We start from the raw sequence: 23,952 nt of genomic DNA on the forward strand, positions 1-23,952 counted from the left end.
TCCGTGCCGCAACGTCATAGTGGAGTTTTGCGTGCTCAAGGATTCACTCTCTTCCGCCAGGGTCTTGATGGGGCTATCACTATTATTGCTTGCCCTGGTGCTGTTCGGCGCCAGTCAGGGAGCATTAAAAATCAGTTTTAACGCCCTGTTTGATGAGGAATATCGCGATATCTGGCTCAATATTCGTCTGCCTCGGGTTTTACTGGCGGTGCTGGTAGGCGCGGCGTTGGCAACTGCCGGGGTGATTATGCAGGGGCTTTTTCGCAACCCAATGGCTGACCCTGGCTTACTCGGCGTCAGCAGCGGTTCTGCATTAATGGTTGGCGTGGCAATTGTGCTGCCTTTTTCTTTTCCGGTAGTGCTGGTGCTGTATGAACAGATGGTTTTTGCCATCGCCGGAAGTTTAGTAGTCTGTACCATCATTTTTCTCATTACGCAGCGCCATCGCGATGGCAGCATGATGCAATTGTTACTGACCGGTATTGCTATCAATGCCCTGTGCGGCGCGGCGATCGGCGTGCTGAGTTATATAGGCGATGAGCAGCAACTGCGGCAACTGACGTTGTGGATGATGGGTAATCTCGGCCAAGCGCAATGGCCAACATTACTGGTCGCCAGCTCATTCATTCTGCCAGCGATTATGGCGACAACCTGTCTCGCCGGAACGCTGAATTTACTCCAGCTTGGTGATGAAGAAGCCCACTACCTCGGCGTGAACGTTAAACGTAAACGCCAGCAATTACTGTTAGTGAGCTCACTGCTCGTTGGCGCTGCCGTATCGGTAAGCGGAATTATCGGCTTTATTGGCCTGGTGATCCCGCATCTGATTCGCATGACTACCGGGGCAAATCACCGCTGGCTAATCCCTTGCTCCGCCCTCGCCGGAGCCTGTTTATTGCTGATGGCAGACACACTCGCCCGCACGCTGGTACAGCCAGCAGAAATGCCCGTGGGACTCTTAACCAGCCTGCTTGGCGGCCCGTATTTTATGTGGTTGATTCTGCGCAACCGGAGGACGTCATGATCAGCGCCAGGAATCTGGTTTATAGCCTTCAGGGGCGGCGTCTGACTGATAATGTCTCGCTGACTTTTCCCGGCGGGGAAATTGTTGCCATTCTCGGCCCTAATGGCGCGGGAAAATCTACGCTGCTTCGCCAGTTAACCGGCTATCTTCAACCGGATAGCGGTGAATGTCGGTTGTTTAATAAGCCATTAAATGAATGGTCAATCACTGAACTGGCAAAACACCGGGCCGTGATGCGTCAGAATAGCCATATGGCATTTCCATTCAGCGTACAGGAAGTGATCCAGATGGGGCGGCATCCGCATCGTACGGATGTTCAGCGTGACGAAACTACGCAGATAATGGCGTTATGCGACTGTCAGGCGCTGGCACACCGCGACTACCGGCAATTATCTGGCGGTGAACAACAGCGTGTACAATTGGCGCGCCTGCTGGTGCAACTCTGGGAACCCACTCCCTCACCGAAATGGTTATTTCTTGATGAACCGACATCGGCACTGGATATTCACCATCAACAGCATCTGTTTCGTTTATTACGCCAGTTAGTTCACGAGCGACAGTTTAATGTTTGCTGCGTATTGCACGATCTTAATCTCGCCGCCCGTTATGCTGACCGTGTTGTATTGATGCAAAAAGGCAGGGTTGTCGCAGAGGGTAAACCACAGGATGTGTTGACCCAGCAAACACTGACAATGCTCTATGGCGCGGATATTACGGTATTAAGCGATTCCGCCAATGATTCGCCGCTGATCATTCTCGATCGTTAAATACAAAAGGAGCAACAAGATGTCTCAACTTGCTGCTCCCTTTGGTTTCATTTCTATTAATTTGGCAGGACATTGGCCAAATTATCTTTGAAGGAATACAAATTTTTCTGCGGGTTTTTCTTACAATATTCGATCACTTTGGGGATCTGAGTCAGGTCAGTTTCATTTAAGGTTACCGTATCGCCGCCTTTATAAACCGTTTCTTCATGCAGCATCCACCATGCAACAGGCGTCATCGCTTTTGGATTCAGGTCAATAAACTCCTGGCAGGTCATATCTTTAGCGGATTCATTAGCAGCCAGTACTGATTGCGCATTAGCCAGTGACAATGCTGCTACAGCGCCAATAAAAACAATGGCTTTACGTAGAGATGAAATATTCATTTTGCAACCTATTCGTCAACGCATATATGTACGAACAGGAGGATTACTTATATTTGGAAAAGCAATCCTCTGTTGTTTAACACATAAGGAAATACGGCTTTATGCATTCCCGGAATTACATATCTTTCTTAATCTTGTCCCATTCGCCTTTAACTTTATCTTTAAAGTTGGCTTTTTTATCCTGGTTACAAGCCTGGATAATAGCAGGCGTTGCCGTGGCAATACCCTGAACATCTAAAACCGCATCTTCTGGTTTATCTTTATTGTTTAATGCTTCAGCATAACCGACTGCGGTTGGCTGGAAGGATTCGTCCACAGCCAGGAAATCTTCACAGGTCCAGGAGTTGACAGGTTTTTTGTTATCAACAGCTGCTTTTTGCGCATCCGCTGCATTGCTCACAACTGGCAGAAGAAGCAGGCCACCAAGAATAACGCCTAATGCTTTTTTCATCGTAATATCCTCAACTATAAAGTGAAAGAGCCGTCACGAATCAATTTCGACACTGAGGTTATAACCTGGTTTTCTGGGTATGTCATGTTAAGACAAAATATCAAAATCAGATATTTTTATTTTAATACAAAGAGTTACATAGACGTCAGATACATTAATTAGGAAATTTTTATTAAATCGACTACATTCTTAGATGCATTTTTGGCATAGATTGATAGCAGGGGTTTTCTTCTTAAATTCGTAGGGGTGGTTCTATGTTATATATAGACAAGGCAACTATTTTGAAATTTGATCTGGATATGCTTAAAAAACATCGGAGAGCAATCCAGTTTATTGCGGTACTGCTGTTTATTGTCGGTTTACTGTGTATCAGTTTTCCGTTCATTTCTGGAGATATCCTTAGCACGGTCGTCGGCGCATTATTGATCTGCTCGGGAATTGCGCTGATTGTTGGTTTATTCAACAACCGTAGCCATAATTTTTGGCCGGTATTATCAGGTTTCCTCGTTGCTGTCGCCTATTTACTCATCGGCTATTTTTTCATCCGTGCGCCAGAACTGGGCATTTTTGCTATTGCAGCATTTATCGCAGGGTTGTTCTGTGTAGCGGGGATTATTCGTCTGATGAGCTGGTATCGCCAGCGTTCAGCTAAAGGTAGCTGGCTACAATTCGTCATTGGTGTGCTGGATATCATCATTGCCTGGATATTTCTTGGCGCGACCCCCATGGTTTCTGTAACGCTGGTTTCAACTCTGGTAGGGATCGAGCTGATATTTAGTGCTGCCAGTTTGTTTAGCTTCGCCAGTTTGTTCGTGAAAAAATAACGAACATCAGGCGCATCATCACCCTATTTTCCCTCCCGCCTCATAATCACTTGTGGTGACTATGAGGCGCGTCATACTCCCGTCACAGTATGACCACTCTGATAAATCACATATTTTCGCTGAAATAACCGTCGCATGAAGATTAAATTAAGCCAATGATATTTCTAAAATTTACATATATTACATATCAAATTAGCCATTTCAAACATTATCATGGCTGATATTTTTCGTTGTCAGGTTTAATGTTTTTAAAGTGCTGTGGGAAAGTGAACTAAAGGTTCGGTGGCGTTGATTAAATGAATAAAAACGTTGCCATTCATTTTTCTGCAACAGGTGAACGTTACGTTGCATAAAAATCCAAATATTAAAAGAAAGCTGGCAATCCAATTGCCAGCCTAAGTCGAAACAAGGAGACTCGATATTTACGGATTACATTTTTACTTTAGTTATATTCTTCAGAGATCACAAATGGGTAATTGATAACTTATTCCTGAACAGATATCTGCAAATGTTAGTGTTTTGTTTAATAAACACAAAGTGATAACAACCAGGAATGTTACCTAGGACTAATATATGGAATACGTGATGGATAAATCTGAAGTTTTGATTAGTGTTAATAGACGTATTAGTTCACGAAGGGCAAGGTTCTTATAGGCGTTTACTATATTGAACACCACGTCAGGGCATGGATGTAAATAATGAAAAGGATGACATGTTCGAAACGATAACGGCTAAGGAGCAAGTTATGATTTTTCTCATGACGAAAGATTCTTTTCTTTTACAGGGCTTTTTACAGTTGAAAGATAATCACGAAATGATAAAAATCAATTCCCTGTCAGAGCTCAAAAGCGTAGACAACAAATCATTCAAGGTGATCATTGATACCTATCATAATCATATACTTGATGAAGAGGCGATTAAGTTTCTTGAAACATTAGATGCAGAGAGAATTATTGTCCTGGCCCCCTATCACATCAGTAAACTTAAAGCCAGAACACCTATTTATTTTGTCAGCCGAAAAGAAAGTATAAAAAAACTCCTTGATATTACTTATGGCAAACACTTGCCTCATAAGAACTCGCAATTATGTTTTTCGCATAATCAATTCAAAATTATGCAACTGATTCTGAAAAACAAAAATGAAAGCAATATCACGTCAACGCTGAATATTTCGCAACAAACGTTAAAGATCCAGAAATTCAACATTATGTACAAGCTCAAACTTAGGCGCATGAGCGATATCGTAACCCTGGGTATCTCTTCTTATTTTTAGTCAGGGTCTGATTGCCTGAAATTGATGGCTGGCATGACGAGGGATGCAAATGCTGATTCCATTACTCCCGGTAATGACCGCAGGAGAGGCAAAAACGAATTTATTCCCCTGGTTTATGTATCCACCAGTAGAGACCTTCGTTGCCCGGATGCTGGCAAAGGCTGCCTGCAGAACGGCAACATTTTTTTTACTGTTGGCATCCCCCTACGAGGTTCTCTGCCTGCATGTGCCCTTGCTGGCTGACAACCACGCCATGACTTGCACTATGCCGCTGGTCTGTAAATCCCTCATATATCTCCTCGTACACAATTCAACGCTCCGTTATTTCTCACAAATTTTCAGGGACTAAAATGAACAGAAAAAGAAAATTGTTAATACCGTTGTTATTCTGCAGCGCGATGCTCACTGCTTGCGATGACAAATCAACGGAAAACGCTGCCGCCATGACGCCGGAAGTGGGCGTAGTGACACTCTCGCCCGGTTCAGTCAATGTGATGAGCGAATTACCCGGCAGAACTGTACCTTATGAGGTTGCCGAGATTCGCCCCCAGGTGGGTGGCATTATCATTAAGCGCAACTTTATCGAAGGCGATAAAGTGAATCAGGGCGATTCACTGTATCAGATTGATCCCGCGCCCTTACAGGCAGAATTGAACTCCGCCAAAGGTTCGTTGGCGAAAGCGCTGTCCACCGCCAGTAATGCCCGCATCACCTTCAACCGCCAGGCCTCGTTGCTGAAAACGAACTATGTCAGCCGACAGGATTATGACACCGCACGTACCCAGCTAAATGAAGCGGAAGCCAATGTCACCGTTGCCAAAGCAGCGGTTGAGCAGGCAACCATCAACCTGCAATACGCCAATGTTACCTCGCCGATTACAGGCGTCAGCGGAAAATCGTCAGTCACCGTCGGCGCTCTGGTTACTGCTAACCAGGGAGATGCGCTGGTGACCGTGCAGCGCCTTGACCCGATTTATGTCGATCTCACCCAGTCAGTGCAGGATTTTCTGCGGATGAAAGAGGAAGTCGCCAGCGGACAAATCAAACAGGTTCAGGGCAGTACGCCAGTGCAACTTAATCTGGAAAATGGCAAACGTTACAGCCAGACCGGAACGCTGAAATTTTCTGATCCGACGGTCGATGAAACCACAGGTTCAGTGACTTTGCGGGCGATTTTCCCTAACCCAAATGGCGACCTGCTACCGGGTATGTACGTCACGGCGTTAGTGGATGAAGGCAGCCGTCAGAACGTGTTGTTAGTGCCGCAAGAAGGAGTCACACATAACGCCCAGGGTAAAGCGACAGCGCTCATTTTAGATAAAGATGATGTCGTACAGTTACGCGAAATTAATGCGACCAAAGCCATTGGCAATCAATGGATCGTCACTGCCGGATTGCAGGCCGGTGACCGGGTGATCGTCTCGGGTTTGCAACGCATTCATCCGGGCATCAAGGCACGCGCTATTTCCTCCAGCCAGGAAAACGCCAGCACCGAATCGAAACAATAACGTTGCAGGCTTAAGGGGACTTTCATGGCTAACTATTTTATTGATCGCCCGGTTTTTGCCTGGGTTCTTGCCATTATTTTGATGCTCGCAGGTGGCCTGGCGATCATGAACTTACCGATAGCGCAATATCCGCAAATTGCACCGCCAACTATCACTATCAGCGCCACCTATCCGGGTGCCGATGCCCAAACGGTAGAAAATTCTGTCACTCAGGTGATTGAGCAAAATATGAATGGACTTGATGGCCTGATGTATATGTCATCGACCAGTGACGCAGCAGGTAATGCTTCTATCACCCTGACCTTCGAGACAGGAACATCACCCGATATCGCGCAGGTCCAGGTACAGAATAAACTGCAGCTTGCCATGCCATCGCTACCCGAAGAAGTTCAACAACAAGGGATCAGCGTCAATAAGTCGAGTAGCAGCATCCTGATGGTGGCGGCGTTTATCTCTGAAAACGGCAGCCTCAACCAGTACGATATCGCAGATTATGTGGCTTCTAATATTCAGGACCCATTAAGCCGTACCGCGGGTGTCGGTAGCGTGCAGCTTTTTGGTTCCGAGTACGCCATGCGTATCTGGCTGGATCCGCAAAAACTCAATAAATACAACCTTATTCCTTCCGATGTCATTTCCCAAATCAAGGTACAGAATAACCAGATATCCGGTGGTCAACTGGGGGGAATGCCACAGGCGGCAGACCAGCAACTGAACGCCTCAATCATTGTGCAGACGCGTCTACAAACGCCGGAAGAATTTGGCAAAATCCTGCTAAAAGTTCAGCAGGATGGTTCGCAAGTATTATTGCGCGACGTTGCTCGCGTTGAGTTGGGTGCGGAAGACTATTCCACGGTGGCGCGTTATAACGGCAAACCTGCCGCCGGGATCGCCATCAAACTGGCTGCCGGAGCAAACGCGCTGGAGACCGCACGCGCAGTAAAAGATGAACTCAACCACTTATCGGCGTATTTCCCCGCCAGTCTGAAGACGGTTTATCCGTACGACACTACGCCGTTTATCAAAATCTCGATTCAGGAAGTCTTCAAAACGCTGGTTGAAGCTATCATCCTCGTCTTCCTGGTCATGTATCTGTTTTTACAGAATATCCGTGCCACTATTATCCCTACTATCGCCGTGCCGGTCGTTATTCTCGGAACGTTCGCTATCTTGTCCGCGGTTGGTTTCACCATCAACACACTCACCATGTTTGGGATGGTGCTGGCGATAGGGCTTTTGGTGGATGACGCCATCGTAGTGGTAGAGAACGTCGAGCGTGTGATGGCGGAAGATAAACTGCCGCCGAGGGAAGCGACGCATAAATCGATGGGACAAATCCAGCGTGCACTGGTCGGGATTGCCGTTGTTCTGTCTGCAGTGTTTATGCCGATGGCCTTTATGAGTGGGGCAACCGGCGAGATTTACCGTCAGTTCTCTATTACGCTGATCTCATCCATGCTGCTTTCGATATTTGTCGCGATGAGCCTGACTCCTGCCCTTTGCGCCACCATTTTGAAAGCCACGCCAGAAGGCGGCCACAAACCGAACGCGTTATTCGCTCGCTTCAACCATCTGTTTGAACAATCGACTCAGCACTATACCGACAGTACCCGTTCGCTGCTGCGCTGCACCGGGCGTTATATGGTGGTTTACCTGCTGATTGGCGCCGGAATGGCGGTGCTGTTCCTGCGCACACCAACCTCTTTCTTACCGGAAGAGGATCAGGGGGTGTTTATGACCACCGCGCAGTTGCCGTCAGGTTCTACGATGGTTAACACCACGAAAGTGCTGCAACAGGTCACTGACTACTATCTGACAAAAGAGAAAAAAAATGTCGAGTCAGTATTTACCGTGGGCGGCTTCGGCTTTAGCGGTCAGGGACAAAACAACGGTCTGGCATTTATCAGTCTTAAACCGTGGTCCGAACGTGTTGGCGAAGAAAATTCAGTTACCGCGATCATTCAGCGAGCAATGATCGCCCTGAGCCGCATTAACAAAGCGGTCGTCTTCCCGTTCAACTTACCTGCGGTGGCAGAACTGGGAACAGCATCAGGTTTTGATATGGAGCTGCTGGATAACGGTAATCTGGGGCACGAAAAACTGACCCAGGCGCGCAACGAACTGCTATCACTGGCAGCGCAATCGCCAAATCAGGTCATCGGCGTACGCCCAAACGGCCTGGAAGATACACCGATGTTCAAAGTGAACGTCAACGCCGCAAAAGCCGAGGCGATGGGCGTCGCGTTGTCTGACATCAATCAAACTATCTCTACAGCCTTTGGGAGTAGCTACGTTAACGACTTCCTCAATCAGGGCCGTGTGAAAAAAGTGTATGTCCAGGCGGGAACGCCGTTCCGTATGCTGCCAGATAACATCAACCAATGGTATGTGCGCAACGCATCCGGCACCATGGCGCCGCTTTCTGCCTATTCCTCTACTGAATGGACCTACGGTTCGCCACGACTGGAACGCTACAATGGTATCCCGGCGATGGAAATTTTAGGGGAAGCGGCGGCAGGAAAAAGTACCGGCGACGCGATGAAATTTATGGCGGAACTGGTGGCTAAACTTCCGGCTGGCGTCGGTTACTCCTGGACCGGGCTGTCATACCAGGAAGCGTTATCGTCCAACCAGGCGCCTGCGCTGTATGCCATTTCTCTGGTCGTCGTGTTCCTCGCTCTCGCCGCGTTGTATGAAAGCTGGTCAATCCCCTTCTCGGTAATGTTAGTTGTCCCATTGGGCGTCATTGGCGCATTACTGGCAACAGACCTGCGCGGTTTAAGTAATGACGTCTACTTCCAGGTAGGGTTACTGACAACTATCGGGCTTTCCGCCAAAAACGCCATCCTGATCGTCGAATTTGCGGTTGAGATGATGCAGAAAGAAGGGAAAACACCTGTAGAGGCGATTATCGAAGCGGCCCGGATGCGTTTACGTCCAATCCTGATGACATCTCTGGCCTTTATTCTTGGCGTCCTGCCGCTGGTTATCAGTCATGGCGCAGGTTCTGGCGCACAAAATGCGGTAGGTACCGGGGTTATGGGGGGGATGTTTGCAGCAACGGTGCTGGCTATTTACTTCGTGCCTGTCTTTTTCGTCGTCGTGGAACATCTCTTTGCCCGCTTTAAAAAAGCGTAACGTGTGAATAAGAGTAAGGCTGAACGTGAATGTTCTGCCTTGCTCTTTTCTGTCAACCACTCGCCACTCAACAACCAACTCACCATCAGAAATACCAGGCTTAGCAAACAGCATTGAAAGTAAAAACCACTCCAGCCGTTAGTCATCAATTTAAACAAAACAATGCTAACCCACATGAACGTAATTGTATGAATTGTAAGCCTGATAATCCCAAACATACCGTTTATTTTCCTCCTGAAAATGCCTTTATCTATTTGCAAACTGCGAAAGATAACTTGCCAGTATCCCCGGCAGAGATGAATGGGAAAAGATTCTCACACGAAGCTGGAGGCAGATCCTGACCAACTTTCGAATGAGAAATACCGTCAGGAGAGCATCCCCGTTGACTGTTGCGCAAACTGATGCGGTGTTATGCCATAATACTGGCGGAAAGTATTAATAAAGTACGACGTGCTGCTATAGCCGCATTTTTCTGCGATCATCGGCAACGGAATCTGTCGTAACTCGAGTAATCGTCTGGCCATAGACATTCGCGAGGTCAATAATATTTTGCTAAAACAGGTGTTTTCATCCTTTAACTTCTTTTTGATTAAACTTTCACTGGTGTACATCTTTTCTGCGATATCACGCAGGTACCAGCGCCTGGCAATATCAAAGCTAATAATGCGTTCAACCTTTCCTGAAACCGTACTAATGCTATTAAGAAGAAAAGGAATCAGCTCCTTATTTCGAGAAAACATCGAAAGACAGGAGAAATAGAGCATGTTACTTAATGTTGTGGAGATAACATCTTCTTTAGCAAAACTATCGAATATCGCCGTTACGAGCGGCATCGGTGGCGCTGGATTAACCAACAACTTTTTTTTACCATGCAATCCTAAATACTGAGCCGGTAGGCGAATATTGTGCAAATAATGAGTGATGATGCGTTCATCTATATCCAGATTGCGGACATTTGATTCATTAAACTCTAAACTCTCCACCATATTTTTATCCATCAATAGAATACTATCTTTGTGCAAAGATAGTTTCTGCTGCTCATGGTATATGTCAAATGAGCGACAGGTGAGGATCACCGAACAAACATGTGCCATGACAAGCCCTTATATTCTATTACTACAAACACTACCATTCAGTATACAAATTAAATAATGCATGACTTACTCCAGAAACCCAAACTGCCAAAATTAGTAGGACCAAAAAGTTGACCATAGCACAATATGCTTAACCAGTTAATTGTTAATAAGCAAATGTTTCAACTATATATTTAAAAAAACATGTAGCTTATGTTTATGGAAAATTGGCTGATCTTATCCCCAGTGAAAGTTATATTTTCCTTACTGAGGGCACAAAGTTTCCGTACCAACAAGGAGTGTTATAACGGTTTATTAGTCTGGAGACGGCAGACTATTTTCTTCCCGGTTCCCCTATGCCGGGATTTTTTTTTATGTTTAAAACAGCAATTATAACCTTATCGTTACTTCATGGTGACAAAAACTCTCTTGCGCAGTAATGTCCGTTATCAGATGATTATTAAACACTCTTTTAGTAACTCGTTCCTGATACTCTGTCGGTGTCAGCCCATAGTAATTTCGAAAAACATAAATAAAATATGACACACTGTTATAACCACAAGATAACGCCGTTCTTTTTATAGAAAACTCCGGCATAACAATCAGTTGTAACGCTCGCTGCATTCTACATTCGGTAAGTAGCTGTGAATAAGACGTCCCTTCTTCATGCAGTTTTTTCTTCAACAAACTCGGACTCATCAATAACTCACTGGCAATCTGTGCTAATGACCATTCACGAGCGATATTATTGTTGATTACCGTACACACCCGCACTCGCATACTCGGCTGCAATATATTCATAAGCAGCGGTATAAACTGTTTATCTTCAAGAAAAAGAGATAATAACGCAAATATCAATGCTCTTTTACGCAGAATCTCACTATAACGGAGATGTTTATTCTGCGACAGTCGCGTTATCTCCTGAAAAATCGGAATATCTCTGGTACAGTGATGAACGATTAGCGAAGGTGCTTTTTTATGCGCATGAAGATTTAATGCCTCCTCCTTGAGCATCGGGAGAAATAATGAAAGTGTTTCCTTCGTGATAAATACTACGTTCTCAACATACTCAGGAACAGAGACCTGATTTGCATCTGCAAAGACTAAATCATTACCGTAAAGACGGTGATGCTCGCCATTAACCGTGGTGAGAATACATTTATGTTTTGCGTACGCAATTAAACAATTTCCACATGGTGATTGCATAATAGATACACTTTAACAAAACATGTAACTATATTTTAATGTAGCACGCTTTCCTCCTGTGTCAAATTATTAATCAAACAAATCGTAAACAACAAAAATAATAGCTTCCTAAGAAACCACATATTTCGCCCCAGTTCACATTATTGCTGCATCGTTAAGAATAGAACAACGCAATAAACTCTATTACGACACATTTAATATTTTCCGAACGTGAAAGAACCATCTAATAAGCTGAAGTTTTCTCATAAAAAATGACCAGAATATTTCTACCCTGGTCATTACGCCACAGCTCTTCTTTTGTGGGATATATTTTCTTTTATCCAGTAAAGCTTTAAATCGGTCTACCTGCATTCTGAGTATGCAGACCCCCCCGTTATCAGGTATGTTTAAAGCTGTTCTGTTGCGCAATACCCTGCAGTTTCGGGTGATCGCTGAGGTATTTCAGAGAAGCCTTGTAGTCTTCCAGCAACAGCTCAGCAAAGTCCATTTCGAAACCACGACGGCACATAATGCGCATCACCACGATGTCAGAGGCTTCACCGCTGAGGGCGAAGGCCGGAACCTGCCAGCCGCGCAGGCGCAGACGTTCAGAAAGGTCATACAGGGTATACCCCGGATCTTCTCCGTCTTTCAGCCTGAAGCAGACCGCCGGAATACCTTCATCCGGGCGACCGGTGCAGATGAACTCATACGGCCCCAGTTTGGCTATTTCATCCGCCAGGTAGGTGGCAACCTGATAAGAGGCATTCTGCACTTTGGTGTAACCTTCACGGCCGAGGCGCAGAAATTCATAGTACTGGGCAATCACCTGACCCGCCGGGCGGGAGAAGTTGATGGCGAAAGTCCCTATCTGACCGCCGAGATAGTCAACGTTGAACACCAGTTCTTTCGGCAGCGCCTCTTCGTCACGCCAGATAACCCAGCCGCAGCCCAGTGGGGCAAGGCCGAATTTATGGCCCGAAGCGCTGATGGATTTCACACGCGGCAGACGGAAGTCCCAGACGATATCCGGGGCGACGAACGGCGCAAGGAAGCCTCCGCTGGCGGCGTCGATATGCATGTCGATATCAATACCGGTATAGGCCTGGAATTTATCCAGCGCATCATGCAGCGGTTGCGGGAATTCATAATTACCGGTGTAAGTCACGCCGAAGGTCGGCACCACGCCGATGGTGTTTTCGTCGCAGGCTTCAATCATGCGTTTCGGATCCATAAATAGCTGACCGGGACGCATAGGGATCTCGCGCAGTTCCACATCCCAGTAGCGGGCGAATTTATGCCAGCAGATTTGTACCGGGCCGCACACCAGGTTGGGTTTATCCGTTGGTTTACCCGCAGCTTCCATACGTTTGCGCCAACGCCATTTCATCGCCATGCCGCCGAGCATACAGGCTTCGGAAGAACCAATGGTGTTGGTGCCAACGGCCTGACCATTTTTCGGCGCAGGCGCATGCCACAGGTCGGCAACCATGTTTACACAACGCAGATCAATGGCGGCAGATTGTGGATATTCTTCTTTATCGATCCAGTTCTTATTAATCGACAGATCCATCAATTTATGCACATTTTCGTCGTCCCAGGTCTGACAAAATGTAGCAAGGTTCTGTCGGGCATTACCATCCAGATATAATTCATCATTGATAATTTGGAATGCGACATCTTCTCGCATTTCATGCAGCGGAAAACGTTTAGACTCCGCGATAGTGGAAATAGCCTTTGTGCCAAAGCGTGAATCGAGTAGTTCTGAGCGGAAATCCGTTAACAACTTCTGTTCCATTTCGAACTCCTTAAATTGATTTGAAGGCAATAAAAAAAGTAGGATTAATCAGAAGGGGACGCAAGGAGTTACGAATATAATTTAAATAACAAAATCCTAAGCAGAAAAAAGTCTTATTATTATATAAAGATTCGCGCCGACAATATAAAAACAGGTTTTATTGAAAATAAAAATCGCCCGAATATTTTACTTCGGGCGATTAAATTAATTATTGTTTATCTTGCATATAGGGTGTGTAAACCCCATTCAGACTGTGCAGGAAAGCAACAATATCATCCACATCTTCCTGCGGCAGCTCTTTACCAACCTGATAGCGCAGCATCAATTTTACCGCCCCATCCAGCGTCGGCACGTCGCCACGGTGGAAGTATGGCGCCGTCAGCGCAACGTTACGCAGACCCGGTACTTTTTGGCGCAATTTATCGCGTTCCTCTTTAGTGACATTCATACGACCAATATCCGCCGCAGTAATTTCACCAAAGTTAAAGTCTTTTTTCAGGCCCAACGGTTCAAAGGAACGTCCGCCGAGAATAATACCGCCATGACAAGTCGCACATTTATTATCTTTAAATAACTGATAACCTTTTTTCTGTTGTGCCGTCAGCGCATTTTCATCACCACGCAACCATTTATCAAACGGTGAATCTGGCGTAATTAATGTTTTCTCAAACTCAGCAATTGCATCAGTAATACTTTCACCGCTAAAACCTTGTGGATATACCGCGAGGAACTGCGCTTTCAGCGCCGGATCTTTTTCCAGCTTCGCGATGATTTCATCCCAGGATTTTGACGCCATTTCAATCGGGTTCAACGGCGGCCCACCAGCCTGATCCTGCAACGTTGCGGCGCGCCCGTCCCAGAACTGCTCAACGTTAAACACCGAGTTAAACACTGTCGGCGCATTAATAGGGCCAACTGCGCCACCAACGCCAATCGAGGTTTTTCTGCCATCGACGCCACCCGCGTTTAACGCATGGCAATGCGCACAGGAAATCGTGTTATCACTTGATAAACGGGGATCGTGATACAGCGCAAAGCCCAGCGCCACTTTTTGCGCATCAGTAGGCAATTTTTGCGGGATAGGCTGTACCGGCTCATTACGATGCTCTGACGCTGTGTCAGCGCTGGTGTAATATTCTGCGCGCTGCTTCGCAACCCACGCGAGAATTTCCGCACGCTCTTCATCACTCACCTTACCCGCCCAGTGCAGCGCGGTATAACGTGTTGGCGGCATCGTTTCGTATTGCATTACCCATTCAATCTTATTCAGATCGCTTTGCGAAACAGGTTTATCGGCCAACAATGCCGCACGGACCGCTTCTAAGTTGAAAGATTTATATCCCAGCCTGATGTCGTAATCCATCAACTGTTTTGCGCCAGGAATATAATAATAGACAGGTAATTCCGCTGAAGGCGTATGACAATAATCGCATCCCTTCTCGCTGAGAAAACCCAGAACTTTATTATTTTCGCCAACAGTTGATGCCTGAACATCGACCTGTTTACTGCGTTTATTATCGTGGTACCACACGTAACCAGATAATCCTAAATAACAAATCGCGACGCCAGCGATGCCGATCGCGGTAATACGTGAGACCATTCTCATTATTCTTCCCTCACGGTGGTGAGTTATGGTGAGCCAGAAAATTCTCCAGATAGCAGCAAAAATCTCTGCGAGACAAAGACATCATAAAAAAACAGGAATATATGTTTTTTTGACAGGAATCAATCTATCATATAAATATAAGCTATCAATAAGATAGTCTGTGCCTATTATCGGTGTTCGGTATGGCATATCACGACTTGTACGAATATAAAATTGAATACTCCGAAAATAAAAAACAATAAGAAAACATTATTTTTATAAAACTTATTGATATTATAACGTTATATTTTTTTGATAAGCGAATAAACGAAATCTACCGCACGCTATGTTGCCCACCTACCGGAACGAATGACTATCCTTAAAGGAAAGCTCAATTATTAGAGATAAATTTCGGAGGCTGGATCCTTATGCTCAATCAGAAAATTCAAAATCCTAATCCAGACAAACTGACGATCGAGGTCGATCTCTGTTATGAACTGGATCCGTATGAATTAAAACTGGATGAGATGATTGAAGCGGAACCGGAACCCGAAATGATTGAGGGACTGCCCGCCTCAGACGCATTAACACCAGCCGATCGCTATCTTGAGTTGTTCGAGCATGTCCAGGGCGCGAAAATTTTCCCGGACAGCAAAACTTTCCCCGACTGTGCGCCCAAAATGGACCCGCTGGATATATTAATTCGCTATCGAAAAGTGCGCCGTCATCGGGATTTTGACTTACGCCAGTTCGTTGAAAATCATTTCTGGCTGCCGAAAGTCTACGCCAGCGAGTATGTATCGGACCCGCAAAATTCGCTAAAAGAGCATATCGACCAGCTATGGCCGGTATTAACCCGCGAGCCACAGGCCCATATCCCGTGGTCGTCTCTGCTGGCGCTGCCGCAATCGTACATTGTGCCTGGGGGACGTTTTAGCGAGACCTACTACTGGGATTCCTATTTCACTATGCTGGGGCTGACGGAAAGCGGGCGCGAAGATTTGCTGAAATGCATGGCCGATAACTTTGCCTGGATGATCGAAAACTATGGTCACATTCCCAACGGCAACCGCACTTATTATTTGAGCCGCTCACAGCCGCCCGTTTTTGCGCTGATGGTGGAACTGTTTGAAGAAGATGGCGTACGCGGCGCGCGCCGTTATCTTTCCCATCTGAAAATGGAATATGCCTTCTGGATGGACGGCGCACAATCGCTGATTCCCAACCAGGCTTACCGCCACGTAGTGCGAATGCCGGACGGTTCTCTGCTCAACCGCTACTGGGACGACCGTGACACGCCGCGCGACGAATCCTGGCTGGAAGATGTGGAAACGGCGAAGCACTCTGGTCGCCCGCCGAACGAGGTATATCGCGATTTACGTGCGGGGGCGGCTTCTGGCTGGGATTATTCCTCCCGCTGGCTGCGTGATGCAGGCCGTCTGGCCAGTATTCGCACCACTCAATTTATCCCCGTGGACCTTAATGCTTTCCTGTTCAAACTGGAAAGCGTCATCGCCAATATCTCAGCATTGAAGGGCGATAAGGAGGCAGAAACCCTGTTTCGCCAGAATGCCAACGCTCGCCGTAATGCAGTAAACCGTTATCTCTGGGATGATGAAAACGGCATCTACCGTGATTACGACTGGCGACGTGAGCAGTTAGCCCTGTTTACCGCTGCCGCTATTGTGCCGTTATATGTCGGCATGGCAAGCCATGAACAGGCCGATCGTCTGGCAAATGCCGTGCGTAGCCGATTACTGACGCCTGGCGGCATTCTGGCGAGCGAGTATGAAACGGGCGAACAATGGGATAAACCGAACGGCTGGGCACCGTTACAATGGATGGCGATTCAGGGGTTCAAAATGTACGGTGATGACCATCTGGGCGATGAGATTGCGTGTAATTGGCTAAAAACGGTGAATCAGTTCTACCTTAAGCACCACAAACTGATCGAGAAATACCATATTGCCGACGATATCCCTCGGGAAGGCGGCGGCGGCGAATACCCATTACAGGATGGATTTGGCTGGACTAATGGCGTGGTACGGCGATTAATGAGTTTGTACGGCGAACCGTAATATTTTTACAGCCAGCCGCAAACACCCTGCTGGCTGTAAAATTATCCCCTTCAGGAGGAGATATTTAACATCATTGCCGCCTGAGTGCGATTTTTCACTTCCAGACGCCGATAGAGCGATTCCAGATGCGCTTTTACCGTTCCGGTACTGATATTTAACGCCCGGCCAATCTCTTTATTTGATTCGCCGGCTGCCAGCATAGTTAAAATTTCCCGCTGACGGGCGCTTAACGATTTCAGATCTTTCATGTCTTTTTCCGGCGTAGTTCGCCAGTCTCCTGGCAGAAACATCATCCCCATCACCGTGCTATTTACCGCCAGTGCGAATGTTTCGACGCCTGAATCACGCGGCACAATGGCCATCACATTAAAATGGATAACTTCCTGTAACCATTGTTTGTTACAGTCCGTCGCCGTTATCAACACCTTAACATCAGGAAATTGCACCACGGTTTTTTGTAGCAACCAGTAGCAAAACTCGCCATCCTGATCGCCATCGAGCATAACTAAGGCTTCGGGATAACTTTCCAGCTTTTGCCATAACTCGTCTGCCTGACTGACCCCCTGAATACTCACACCTGGAATACGCTGCTGTAAACTGACTTTCATTCCATGAATAAATATTGACTGCCTGTCAAACATGACTATTTGCATTACTGAATCTCCACCTGGATACGTTAAAAGCCTTAAGTAGTGGAAGGGTATTACCCGAGAGACCAAATAAGAATTCGCCATTTGGCGGTAGCCATTCTACAGATACAAAGCGAGGAAAAGAGTTACTGATATAAATAGTTACAGCTAAACGTCTGAAATTACATGTCGAGGGCACTATTTAAAACATTTTTAAGGATATCCTTATATTTCTGTATCTTCTTCAAACAACATCAATGATGTCGTTTATTACGCTATATTTTTCCATCACTAAAAAAAAGCTCAACTTGCGCACAATTAGCCTATGCAGCAACTTCGCATTTAAAGAAATGAATGAAAATAGCCATCGTTACCCTGCTATTTTCCTGACTCTATACGCTATTACGCCCCTTCCTTCTGAAAAATACGTGATTTCACCGTTACAATGTTGTGAAATCACGTGTTAGATGTTAGAAAAAACAATAAACAATGCGATATGCGCATTACTGTTTCTCTATGAACAACAATCGGTCAAATAAATGGATAAAATTCATGCAATGCAGTTGTTCATTAAAGTTGCAGAGCTGGAAAGTTTTTCCCGCGCGGCAGATTTCTTTGCTTTGCCCAAAGGAAGTGTCTCGCGTCAGATACAGGCGCTGGAAAACCAGCTCGGCACTCAGTTGCTGCAACGTACCACGCGGCGAGTTCGGTTAACCCCGGATGGGATGACCTATTACCAACGGGCGAAAGACATATTGAGTAACCTCAACGAACTGGACGGTCTGTTTCAACACGACGTCACCAGTATCAGCGGCAAATTGCGCGTCGATATTCCGCCCGGAATCGCGAAAAATTTGTTCCTGCCACATTTACCCGATTTCCTGTATCAGTATCCTGGCATCGAACTGGAGTTGAGCAGCAGCGACCATCCGGTGGATATTCTTCGCGATGGCTTTGATTGTGTCGTACGCATTGGCACATTGCCCGACGACGGAATGATCACCCGGCCGCTCGGCAAGCTGACGATGGTCAACTGTGCCAGCCCACACTACCTGACACGCTTTGGCTACCCGGAAAACCTGGACAATCTCGCCTCACACGCACTGGTGCATTACACCCCGAATTTGGCGGTGCATCCGTTAGGTTTCGAAGTCGCCAGCGACAATGGCGTCCAGTGGGTAAAATCCGGCGGTATGTTGACTGTAAACAGCAGCGAAACCTATCTCGCCGCCGGACTGGCCGGGCTTGGCATAATCCAGATACCACGCGTGATAGTACGCGAAGCCCTGCGCGCCGGGCGGCTTATCGAAGTACTACCCGGCTACCGCGCTGAACCACTGCTCATTTCTCTGGTTTACCCGCAACGCCGGGAGCTTTCCCGCCGTGTAAACCTGTTTATGCAGTGGCTGGCCGGCGTAATGAAAGAACACCTGAACTGACCGACTATACTTTTTAAAAAAGACAACAACAGAAGGACTAAAGAGCGGATGACTCAGGAAAACGAGATCAAACGTCCCCCTCAGGATCCAATTAACCACCTGAAAAATAGCGACAAGGGCAATAAAGTCAGTCTGGCGCTGGAAACCGTCACTACCACCGCCGAAAAAGTCCAACGTCAACCTGTCATCGCGCACCTGATTCGTGCGACAGAGCGCTTTAATGATCGGCTGGGCAACCAGTTTGGCGCGGCTATCACCTATTTTTCGTTTTTGTCGATGATCCCAATTTTGATGGTGTCATTTGCCGCCGCCGGTTTTATCCTGGCATCCCATCCCATGCTATTACAGAATATCTTCGACAAAATTCTGCAAAACATCAGCGATCCGACGCTGGCCGCCACATTAAAAAACACGATCAATACCGCTGTTCAACAACGCACCACCGTGGGACTCGTCGGTCTGGCTGTGGCGCTTTATTCTGGCATTAACTGGACGGGAAACTTGCGTGAGGCTATTCGTGCCCAATCACGGGATGTCTGGGAACGTTCGCCGCAAGATCAGGAAAAATTCTGGGTTAAATATCTGCGTGATTTTATTTCATTGATTGGCTTGCTGATTGCGCTGATAGTCACCCTTTCGATTACCTCTGTCGCCGGTTCTGCACAGCAGATGATTATTACCGCGCTGCATCTCAACAGTATTGAGTGGCTGAAACCGACATGGCGATTGATTGGTCTGGCGATTTCTATCTTTGCTAACTACTTGCTTTTCTTCTGGATTTTCTGGCGACTGCCTCGCCACCGACCACGTAAAAAGGCGCTGATCCGCGGGACACTCCTCGCCGCTATTGGTTTTGAAGTGATTAAAATCGTGATGACCTACACCTTGCCGTCGTTGATGAAATCCCCCTCTGGCGCAGCATTTGGCTCAGTGCTGGGACTGATGGCGTTTTTCTATTTCTTCGCCCGTCTGACGTTGTTTTGCGCGGCGTGGATTGCCACTGCCGAGTACAAAGACGACCCGCGAATGCCGGGAAAAACGCAGCGGTAAAATATGTCCGATGCCGGGTCGGATAAGCATATCCGACTTACCATTGTGCCGGATGCGGCGAAAACGCCTTATCCGGCCTACGAATTTATTCGGCCTGGCTCCCCGTAGGCCGGATAAGATGCGCCAGCATCGCATCCGGCTATAATGCGCACGTAACCACTTGAAACGCTTTCCCAGATCCTCTTCAGCCATCTCTTAAAGAGCAAACAATTTCATTCCGACTCATAACCTCAGCATATAAATCCAGTTAGTAACTTTTATTTAACCTAAAACCAGTTTTATCGACCATTTATGAAATTGTGTGAAGCATTTCATAGAAGAAAAATTACCGGCATAAACATTATTCACTTTTTGCCTGTTTTTTGGACACTTTCATGATTTGTTACAGATTGAAATATCACTTTTGCTATGCGTAATATGGCTATTCGTTAGCCAAAAAATAAGAAAAGATTATGCAAGCAACCGCTACAACACTCGACCACGAGCAAGAATACACGCCGATAAACTCACGAAATAAAGTGCTGGTCGCCTCCCTCATTGGCACAGCTATTGAGTTCTTCGACTTCTACATTTACGCCACCGCAGCCGTAATTGTATTCCCGCATATCTTCTTCCCACAGGGCGATCCGACAGCAGCGACGCTACAGTCGCTCGCCACTTTCGCTATCGCCTTTGTCGCACGCCCAATCGGTTCTGCCGTATTCGGTCATTTCGGCGATCGCATTGGACGTAAAACCACGCTGGTTGCCTCATTGCTCACGATGGGGATTTCGACAGTAGTGATTGGTCTGCTGCCAGGCTACGCCACAATTGGTATTTTTGCTCCGCTGCTGTTAGCGCTGGCTCGATTTGGTCAGGGTCTCGGCTTAGGCGGTGAATGGGGCGGCGCGGCGCTGTTGGCAACCGAGAACGCACCACCTCGCAAACGTGCGCTGTACGGCTCCTTCCCACAATTAGGCGCACCGATCGGCTTCTTCTTCGCCAACGGCACTTTCCTGCTGCTTTCCTGGTTGCTGACGGACGAGCAGTTTATGAGCTGGGGCTGGCGCGTACCGTTTATCTTCTCGGCGGTATTGGTAATTATCGGTCTGTATGTCCGCGTATCGCTGCATGAGTCGCCGGTGTTTGAAAAAGTGGCGAAAGCGAAAAAGCAGGTAAAGATCCCGCTGGGTACGTTGCTGACCAAACACGTACGCGTCACGGTACTTGGCACCTTCATCATGCTGGCAACCTACACGCTGTTTTACATCATGACCGTCTATTCAATGACCTTCAGCACCGCCAGCGCGCCAGTCGGGCTTGGCTTGCCGCGTAACGAAGTGTTGTGGATGCTGATGCTGGCAGTCATTGGTTTTGGCGTGATGGTGCCAGTAGCCGGTTTTCTGGCAGATGCCTTTGGTCGTCGTAAAAGCATGGTGATCATCACCTCGCTTATCATCCTGTTCGCGCTGTTCGCCTTTAATCCGCTGCTTGGTTCAGGCAATCCGATTCTGGTTTTTGCCTTCCTGTTACTGGGGTTAAGCCTGATGGGGCTGACCTTCGGGCCGATGGGCGCGTTGTTGCCGGAGCTGTTCCCGACAGAAGTGCGTTACACCGGTGCATCGTTCTCTTATAACGTGTCGTCGATTCTCGGTGCTTCCGTTGCACCGTATATCGCGGCCTGGTTACAAGCTCACTATGGGTTAGGCGCGGTTGGGTTATATCTGGCGGCGATGGCAGGATTGACGCTAATCGCCCTGCTGTTGACGCATGAGACAAGGCACCAGTCGTTATAATTTGTTTGCCGGATGCCTGGCATCCGGCAACTTACAGCGCCAGCACCACCGTATCCAGTGTTTCTATCGGCGCCGGGCGTGAAAGAAACCAGCCTTGTGCGGCGAAGGCAGGTGAATTCTGAACATCGCTCCACTCCTCCTCTGTCTCCACGCCTTCGACGATCACCCCACGACAATAGCGATTCATCAAGTGCATGAGCTGAGAAAAGAGCGTGCGGCCTTCCGGCGATTGACGCAGCATCACAAATAATTCGCGGGCGATTTTGATGTAGTCATAACGCACTTCACTTAGCGCAGAGAAATTAGCCATCCCGGTGCCGAAATCATCCAGCCACAGCGGACCAAATTCGCATATTGATGCAAAAGTGGAACCTTTCGGCAGGCGAATGTGTTCCACCAGTTCGAATCGCAGCCAGGGAAGGCATTCAATCAGGCGCAAAATTTCCGGCTGCTGGCGCAGGGCGATAAGTGTAGGCCCATCAATATTGACCGAAGCCAGAAGATCGTGCTGGGCAAAAAAATCGGCTTTTTTTGCCAACAATTCGACCTGTGCCCTCACAACGTCCATACGGTGGCTGATGGTAATTTCAGCAAAATAGCGATCGGGCGGCAGCCGTTGCGAAGGGTTATCGGGATGTGTAACCACGGTCAACAACTCCACGGCCATCAACCGCCCGGAAACCTGATAAATCGGCTGCCAGGTGTAAGCAAGCTCACACTGCAACCAAAAACGCCGTTCCTGCAAGCTTTCGATACTGGCTTCAGGGTTGCTTATTCGCTGGATAACCTGCCTTATCATCGAAGATGTCCTGTGTTTAAGAGTGATACAGCCCGGACTCGACAAAGATTATCGGCGCGTAGTACCAGAACTTTACCGCCTGATGCCGCTAAATTTACCCGCACCACGGCGTAATCATCCAGGAACACGTTCTGGTTCAAAAAAATAATGGAACAGCGTTTTAATATAGTTGACCAGCAAACCACCACAGCGCAAACTAACGCTAATTTTTACAAATCGGGTTCACGACTATGTCCAAAAAGATTGCCGTGATTGGCGAATGCATGATTGAGCTTTCCGAGAAAGGCGCAGACGTTAAGCGCGGTTTCGGCGGCGATACCCTGAATACTTCCGTTTATATTGCCCGTCAGGTCGTCCCTGAGGAGTTAACGGTTCATTACGTAACTGCGCTGGGAACGGACAGTTTTAGCCAACAGATGCTGGATACCTGGCACGCTGAAAACATCGATACTTCCCTGACTCAACGGATGGAAAATCGTCTGCCGGGCCTTTACTACATTGAAACCGACAGCACTGGCGAGCGTACTTTCTACTACTGGCGTAACGAAGCGGCCGCAAAATTCTGGCTGGAGAGCGAGCAATCTGCGGCAATTTGTGCAGAGTTGGCGAATTTCGATTACCTCTATCTTAGTGGCATTAGCCTGGCGATCCTGAGTCCAACCAGTCGTGAGAAACTCCTTTCCCTACTGCACGAATGCCGCGCCAACGGCGGGAAGGTTATTTTCGACAATAACTACCGTCCGCGCCTGTGGGCAAGTAAAGAAGAAACGCAACAGGTGTACCAGCAGATGCTGGAATGCACAGATATCGCCTTCCTGACGCTGGACGACGAAGACGCGCTGTGGGGCCAACAGCCAGTGGAAGACGTCATTGCGCGTACCCATAACGCGGGCGTGAAAGAAGTGGTGGTGAAGCGCGGGGCAGATTCTTGCCTGGTGTCCATTGCTGGCGAAGAGTTAGTGGATGTTCCTGCGGTGAAACTGCCGAAAGAGAAAGTGATCGACACCACCGCAGCTGGCGACTCTTTCAGTGCCGGTTATCTGGCGGTACGCCTGACTGGCGGCAATGCAGAAGACGCCGCGAAACGCGGACATCTGACCGCAAGCACCGTTATTCAGTATCGCGGCGCGATTATCCCGCGTGAAGCAATGCCAGCGTAAAAACGACGTATGC

Annotated in this window: 20 protein-coding genes; 12 read left to right on the forward strand and 8 right to left on the reverse strand. The window is 47.6% G+C overall.

Going from position 1 to position 23,952, the window contains the following annotated elements; translation table 11 throughout:
• Positions 1 to 31 precede the first annotated feature (31 nt).
• Both shuU and EA14781_RS03245 read left to right on the forward strand, forming a co-directional pair.
• A complete protein-coding gene (gene shuU / locus EA14781_RS03240; RefSeq protein ID WP_042326698.1) occupies positions 32 to 1,024 on the forward strand; it encodes a heme ABC transporter permease ShuU/ChuU in 993 nt (330 codons plus the stop codon).
• Positions 1,021 to 1,791, forward strand: a complete 771-nt coding sequence (locus EA14781_RS03245; RefSeq protein WP_000622319.1) for a heme ABC transporter ATP-binding protein — start codon at positions 1,021 to 1,023, stop codon at positions 1,789 to 1,791. The genes shuU and EA14781_RS03245 overlap by 4 nt, the downstream gene beginning before the upstream one ends.
• A gap of 56 nt (positions 1,792 to 1,847) precedes the next feature.
• Here the strand turns inward: EA14781_RS03245 and hdeB are convergent, their stop codons facing one another.
• Together hdeB and hdeA are read right to left on the reverse strand one after the other, a co-directional pair.
• Entirely contained in the window at positions 1,848 to 2,174 is a 327-nt protein-coding gene (gene hdeB / locus EA14781_RS03250) for an acid-activated periplasmic chaperone HdeB (protein ID WP_001027472.1), read from the reverse strand.
• 115 nt (positions 2,175 to 2,289) lie between these two features.
• On the reverse strand, positions 2,290 to 2,625 hold the full coding sequence (gene hdeA, locus EA14781_RS03255; protein ID WP_000709434.1) for an acid-activated periplasmic chaperone HdeA: 336 nt from the start codon (positions 2,623 to 2,625) through the stop codon (positions 2,290 to 2,292).
• Positions 2,626 to 2,879: 254 nt separating this feature from the next.
• Between hdeA and hdeD the strand changes: the two genes are divergently transcribed.
• From hdeD to mdtF, 5 genes are all read left to right on the forward strand, one after another.
• Complete coding sequence (gene hdeD, locus EA14781_RS03260) at positions 2,880 to 3,449, forward strand: acid-resistance protein HdeD (RefSeq protein ID WP_000965660.1); 570 nt, start codon at positions 2,880 to 2,882, stop codon at positions 3,447 to 3,449.
• A gap of 745 nt (positions 3,450 to 4,194) precedes the next feature.
• Positions 4,195 to 4,722: an acid resistance transcriptional activator GadE gene (gene gadE, locus EA14781_RS03265; RefSeq protein ID WP_000576685.1), complete on the forward strand. Its 528-nt coding sequence runs from the start codon at positions 4,195 to 4,197 to the stop codon at positions 4,720 to 4,722.
• Positions 4,723 to 4,771: 49 nt separating this feature from the next.
• On the forward strand, positions 4,772 to 5,071 hold the full coding sequence (locus EA14781_RS26125) for a hypothetical protein (RefSeq protein ID WP_000906907.1): 300 nt from the start codon (positions 4,772 to 4,774) through the stop codon (positions 5,069 to 5,071).
• 49 nt (positions 5,072 to 5,120) lie between these two features.
• Complete coding sequence (gene mdtE / locus EA14781_RS03275) at positions 5,121 to 6,230, forward strand: multidrug transporter subunit MdtE (protein WP_306294499.1); 1,110 nt, start codon at positions 5,121 to 5,123, stop codon at positions 6,228 to 6,230.
• Positions 6,231 to 6,254: 24 nt separating this feature from the next.
• The gene (gene mdtF / locus EA14781_RS03280) at positions 6,255 to 9,368 is read left to right on the forward strand and encodes a multidrug efflux pump RND permease MdtF (protein ID WP_000024836.1); all 3,114 of its coding nucleotides are present in this window, start codon (positions 6,255 to 6,257) and stop codon (positions 9,366 to 9,368) included.
• Positions 9,369 to 9,733: 365 nt separating this feature from the next.
• On the opposite strand, the gene gadW is transcribed toward mdtF, so the two are convergent.
• The 4 genes from gadW to ccp all read right to left on the reverse strand — a co-directional run bounded on the left by gadW (position 9,734) and on the right by ccp (position 15,030).
• Positions 9,734 to 10,462: an acid resistance transcriptional activator GadW gene (gadW, locus tag EA14781_RS03285; protein WP_000951548.1), complete on the reverse strand. Its 729-nt coding sequence runs from the start codon at positions 10,460 to 10,462 to the stop codon at positions 9,734 to 9,736.
• Between the two features lie 369 nt (positions 10,463 to 10,831).
• Positions 10,832 to 11,647, reverse strand: coding sequence for a DNA-binding transcriptional regulator GadX (gadX, locus tag EA14781_RS03290; protein ID WP_001191647.1), 816 nt, complete (start codon positions 11,645 to 11,647; stop codon positions 10,832 to 10,834).
• A 376-nt stretch (positions 11,648 to 12,023) separates the two neighbouring features.
• Positions 12,024 to 13,424, reverse strand: coding sequence for a glutamate decarboxylase (gene gad / locus EA14781_RS03295; RefSeq protein ID WP_000435850.1), 1,401 nt, complete (start codon positions 13,422 to 13,424; stop codon positions 12,024 to 12,026).
• Positions 13,425 to 13,632: 208 nt separating this feature from the next.
• The gene (gene ccp, locus EA14781_RS03300; protein WP_001243112.1) at positions 13,633 to 15,030 is read right to left on the reverse strand and encodes a cytochrome c peroxidase; all 1,398 of its coding nucleotides are present in this window, start codon (positions 15,028 to 15,030) and stop codon (positions 13,633 to 13,635) included.
• A 407-nt stretch (positions 15,031 to 15,437) separates the two neighbouring features.
• Here ccp and EA14781_RS03305 point away from each other — a divergent pair, with 407 nt between their 5' ends.
• Positions 15,438 to 17,087 (forward strand): alpha,alpha-trehalase, encoded by a 1,650-nt coding sequence (locus tag EA14781_RS03305; protein ID WP_000934239.1) that lies wholly within the window; start codon positions 15,438 to 15,440, stop codon positions 17,085 to 17,087.
• A 50-nt stretch (positions 17,088 to 17,137) separates the two neighbouring features.
• Here EA14781_RS03305 and EA14781_RS03310 read toward each other — a convergent pair whose 3' ends face one another.
• Positions 17,138 to 17,740, reverse strand: coding sequence for a helix-turn-helix transcriptional regulator (locus EA14781_RS03310; RefSeq protein WP_001167685.1), 603 nt, complete (start codon positions 17,738 to 17,740; stop codon positions 17,138 to 17,140).
• A 515-nt stretch (positions 17,741 to 18,255) separates the two neighbouring features.
• On the opposite strand from EA14781_RS03310, the gene EA14781_RS03315 reads away from it, so the two are divergent.
• The 3 genes from EA14781_RS03315 (at position 18,256) to EA14781_RS03325 (ending at position 21,980) form a co-directional block, all read left to right on the forward strand.
• Complete coding sequence (locus EA14781_RS03315; protein WP_002460198.1) at positions 18,256 to 19,155, forward strand: LysR family transcriptional regulator; 900 nt, start codon at positions 18,256 to 18,258, stop codon at positions 19,153 to 19,155.
• A gap of 48 nt (positions 19,156 to 19,203) precedes the next feature.
• A complete protein-coding gene (gene yhjD / locus EA14781_RS03320) occupies positions 19,204 to 20,205 on the forward strand; it encodes an inner membrane protein YhjD (RefSeq protein WP_000191240.1) in 1,002 nt (333 codons plus the stop codon).
• Between the two features lie 452 nt (positions 20,206 to 20,657).
• The gene (locus EA14781_RS03325) at positions 20,658 to 21,980 is read left to right on the forward strand and encodes an MFS transporter (RefSeq protein ID WP_001148990.1); all 1,323 of its coding nucleotides are present in this window, start codon (positions 20,658 to 20,660) and stop codon (positions 21,978 to 21,980) included.
• Between the two features lie 31 nt (positions 21,981 to 22,011).
• Here the strand turns inward: EA14781_RS03325 and pdeH are convergent, their stop codons facing one another.
• Positions 22,012 to 22,779 (reverse strand): cyclic-guanylate-specific phosphodiesterase, encoded by a 768-nt coding sequence (gene pdeH / locus EA14781_RS03330; protein ID WP_000621115.1) that lies wholly within the window; start codon positions 22,777 to 22,779, stop codon positions 22,012 to 22,014.
• A 230-nt stretch (positions 22,780 to 23,009) separates the two neighbouring features.
• On the opposite strand from pdeH, the gene kdgK reads away from it, so the two are divergent.
• Entirely contained in the window at positions 23,010 to 23,939 is a 930-nt protein-coding gene (gene kdgK, locus EA14781_RS03340) for a 2-dehydro-3-deoxygluconokinase (RefSeq protein ID WP_000037566.1), read from the forward strand.
• Positions 23,940 to 23,952: the final 13 nt, after the last annotated feature.

Source organism: Escherichia albertii NBRC 107761 = DSM 17582 (genome assembly GCF_000759775.1).
In the GTDB taxonomy this organism is placed as follows: domain Bacteria; phylum Pseudomonadota; class Gammaproteobacteria; order Enterobacterales; family Enterobacteriaceae; genus Escherichia; species Escherichia albertii.

Coding starts and splice junctions, on each gene's coding strand:
- EA14781_RS03245 (WP_000622319.1), top strand. CDS start 1,021: ATGATCAGCGCCAGGAATCTGGTTTATAGCCTTCAGGGGCGGCGTCTG.
- hdeB (WP_001027472.1), bottom strand. CDS start 2,174: ATGAATATTTCATCTCTACGTAAAGCCATTGTTTTTATTGGCGCTGTA.
- hdeA (WP_000709434.1), bottom strand. CDS start 2,625: ATGAAAAAAGCATTAGGCGTTATTCTTGGTGGCCTGCTTCTTCTGCCA.
- hdeD (WP_000965660.1), top strand. CDS start 2,880: ATGTTATATATAGACAAGGCAACTATTTTGAAATTTGATCTGGATATG.
- gadE (WP_000576685.1), top strand. CDS start 4,195: ATGATTTTTCTCATGACGAAAGATTCTTTTCTTTTACAGGGCTTTTTA.
- EA14781_RS26125 (WP_000906907.1), top strand. CDS start 4,772: ATGCTGATTCCATTACTCCCGGTAATGACCGCAGGAGAGGCAAAAACG.
- mdtE (WP_306294499.1), top strand. CDS start 5,121: ATGCTCACTGCTTGCGATGACAAATCAACGGAAAACGCTGCCGCCATG.
- mdtF (WP_000024836.1), top strand. CDS start 6,255: ATGGCTAACTATTTTATTGATCGCCCGGTTTTTGCCTGGGTTCTTGCC.
- gadW (WP_000951548.1), bottom strand. CDS start 10,462: ATGGCACATGTTTGTTCGGTGATCCTCACCTGTCGCTCATTTGACATA.
- gadX (WP_001191647.1), bottom strand. CDS start 11,647: ATGCAATCACCATGTGGAAATTGTTTAATTGCGTACGCAAAACATAAA.
- gad (WP_000435850.1), bottom strand. CDS start 13,424: ATGGAACAGAAGTTGTTAACGGATTTCCGCTCAGAACTACTCGATTCA.
- ccp (WP_001243112.1), bottom strand. CDS start 15,030: ATGAGAATGGTCTCACGTATTACCGCGATCGGCATCGCTGGCGTCGCG.
- EA14781_RS03305 (WP_000934239.1), top strand. CDS start 15,438: ATGCTCAATCAGAAAATTCAAAATCCTAATCCAGACAAACTGACGATC.
- EA14781_RS03310 (WP_001167685.1), bottom strand. CDS start 17,740: ATGCAAATAGTCATGTTTGACAGGCAGTCAATATTTATTCATGGAATG.
- EA14781_RS03315 (WP_002460198.1), top strand. CDS start 18,256: ATGGATAAAATTCATGCAATGCAGTTGTTCATTAAAGTTGCAGAGCTG.
- yhjD (WP_000191240.1), top strand. CDS start 19,204: ATGACTCAGGAAAACGAGATCAAACGTCCCCCTCAGGATCCAATTAAC.
- EA14781_RS03325 (WP_001148990.1), top strand. CDS start 20,658: ATGCAAGCAACCGCTACAACACTCGACCACGAGCAAGAATACACGCCG.
- pdeH (WP_000621115.1), bottom strand. CDS start 22,779: ATGATAAGGCAGGTTATCCAGCGAATAAGCAACCCTGAAGCCAGTATC.
- kdgK (WP_000037566.1), top strand. CDS start 23,010: ATGTCCAAAAAGATTGCCGTGATTGGCGAATGCATGATTGAGCTTTCC.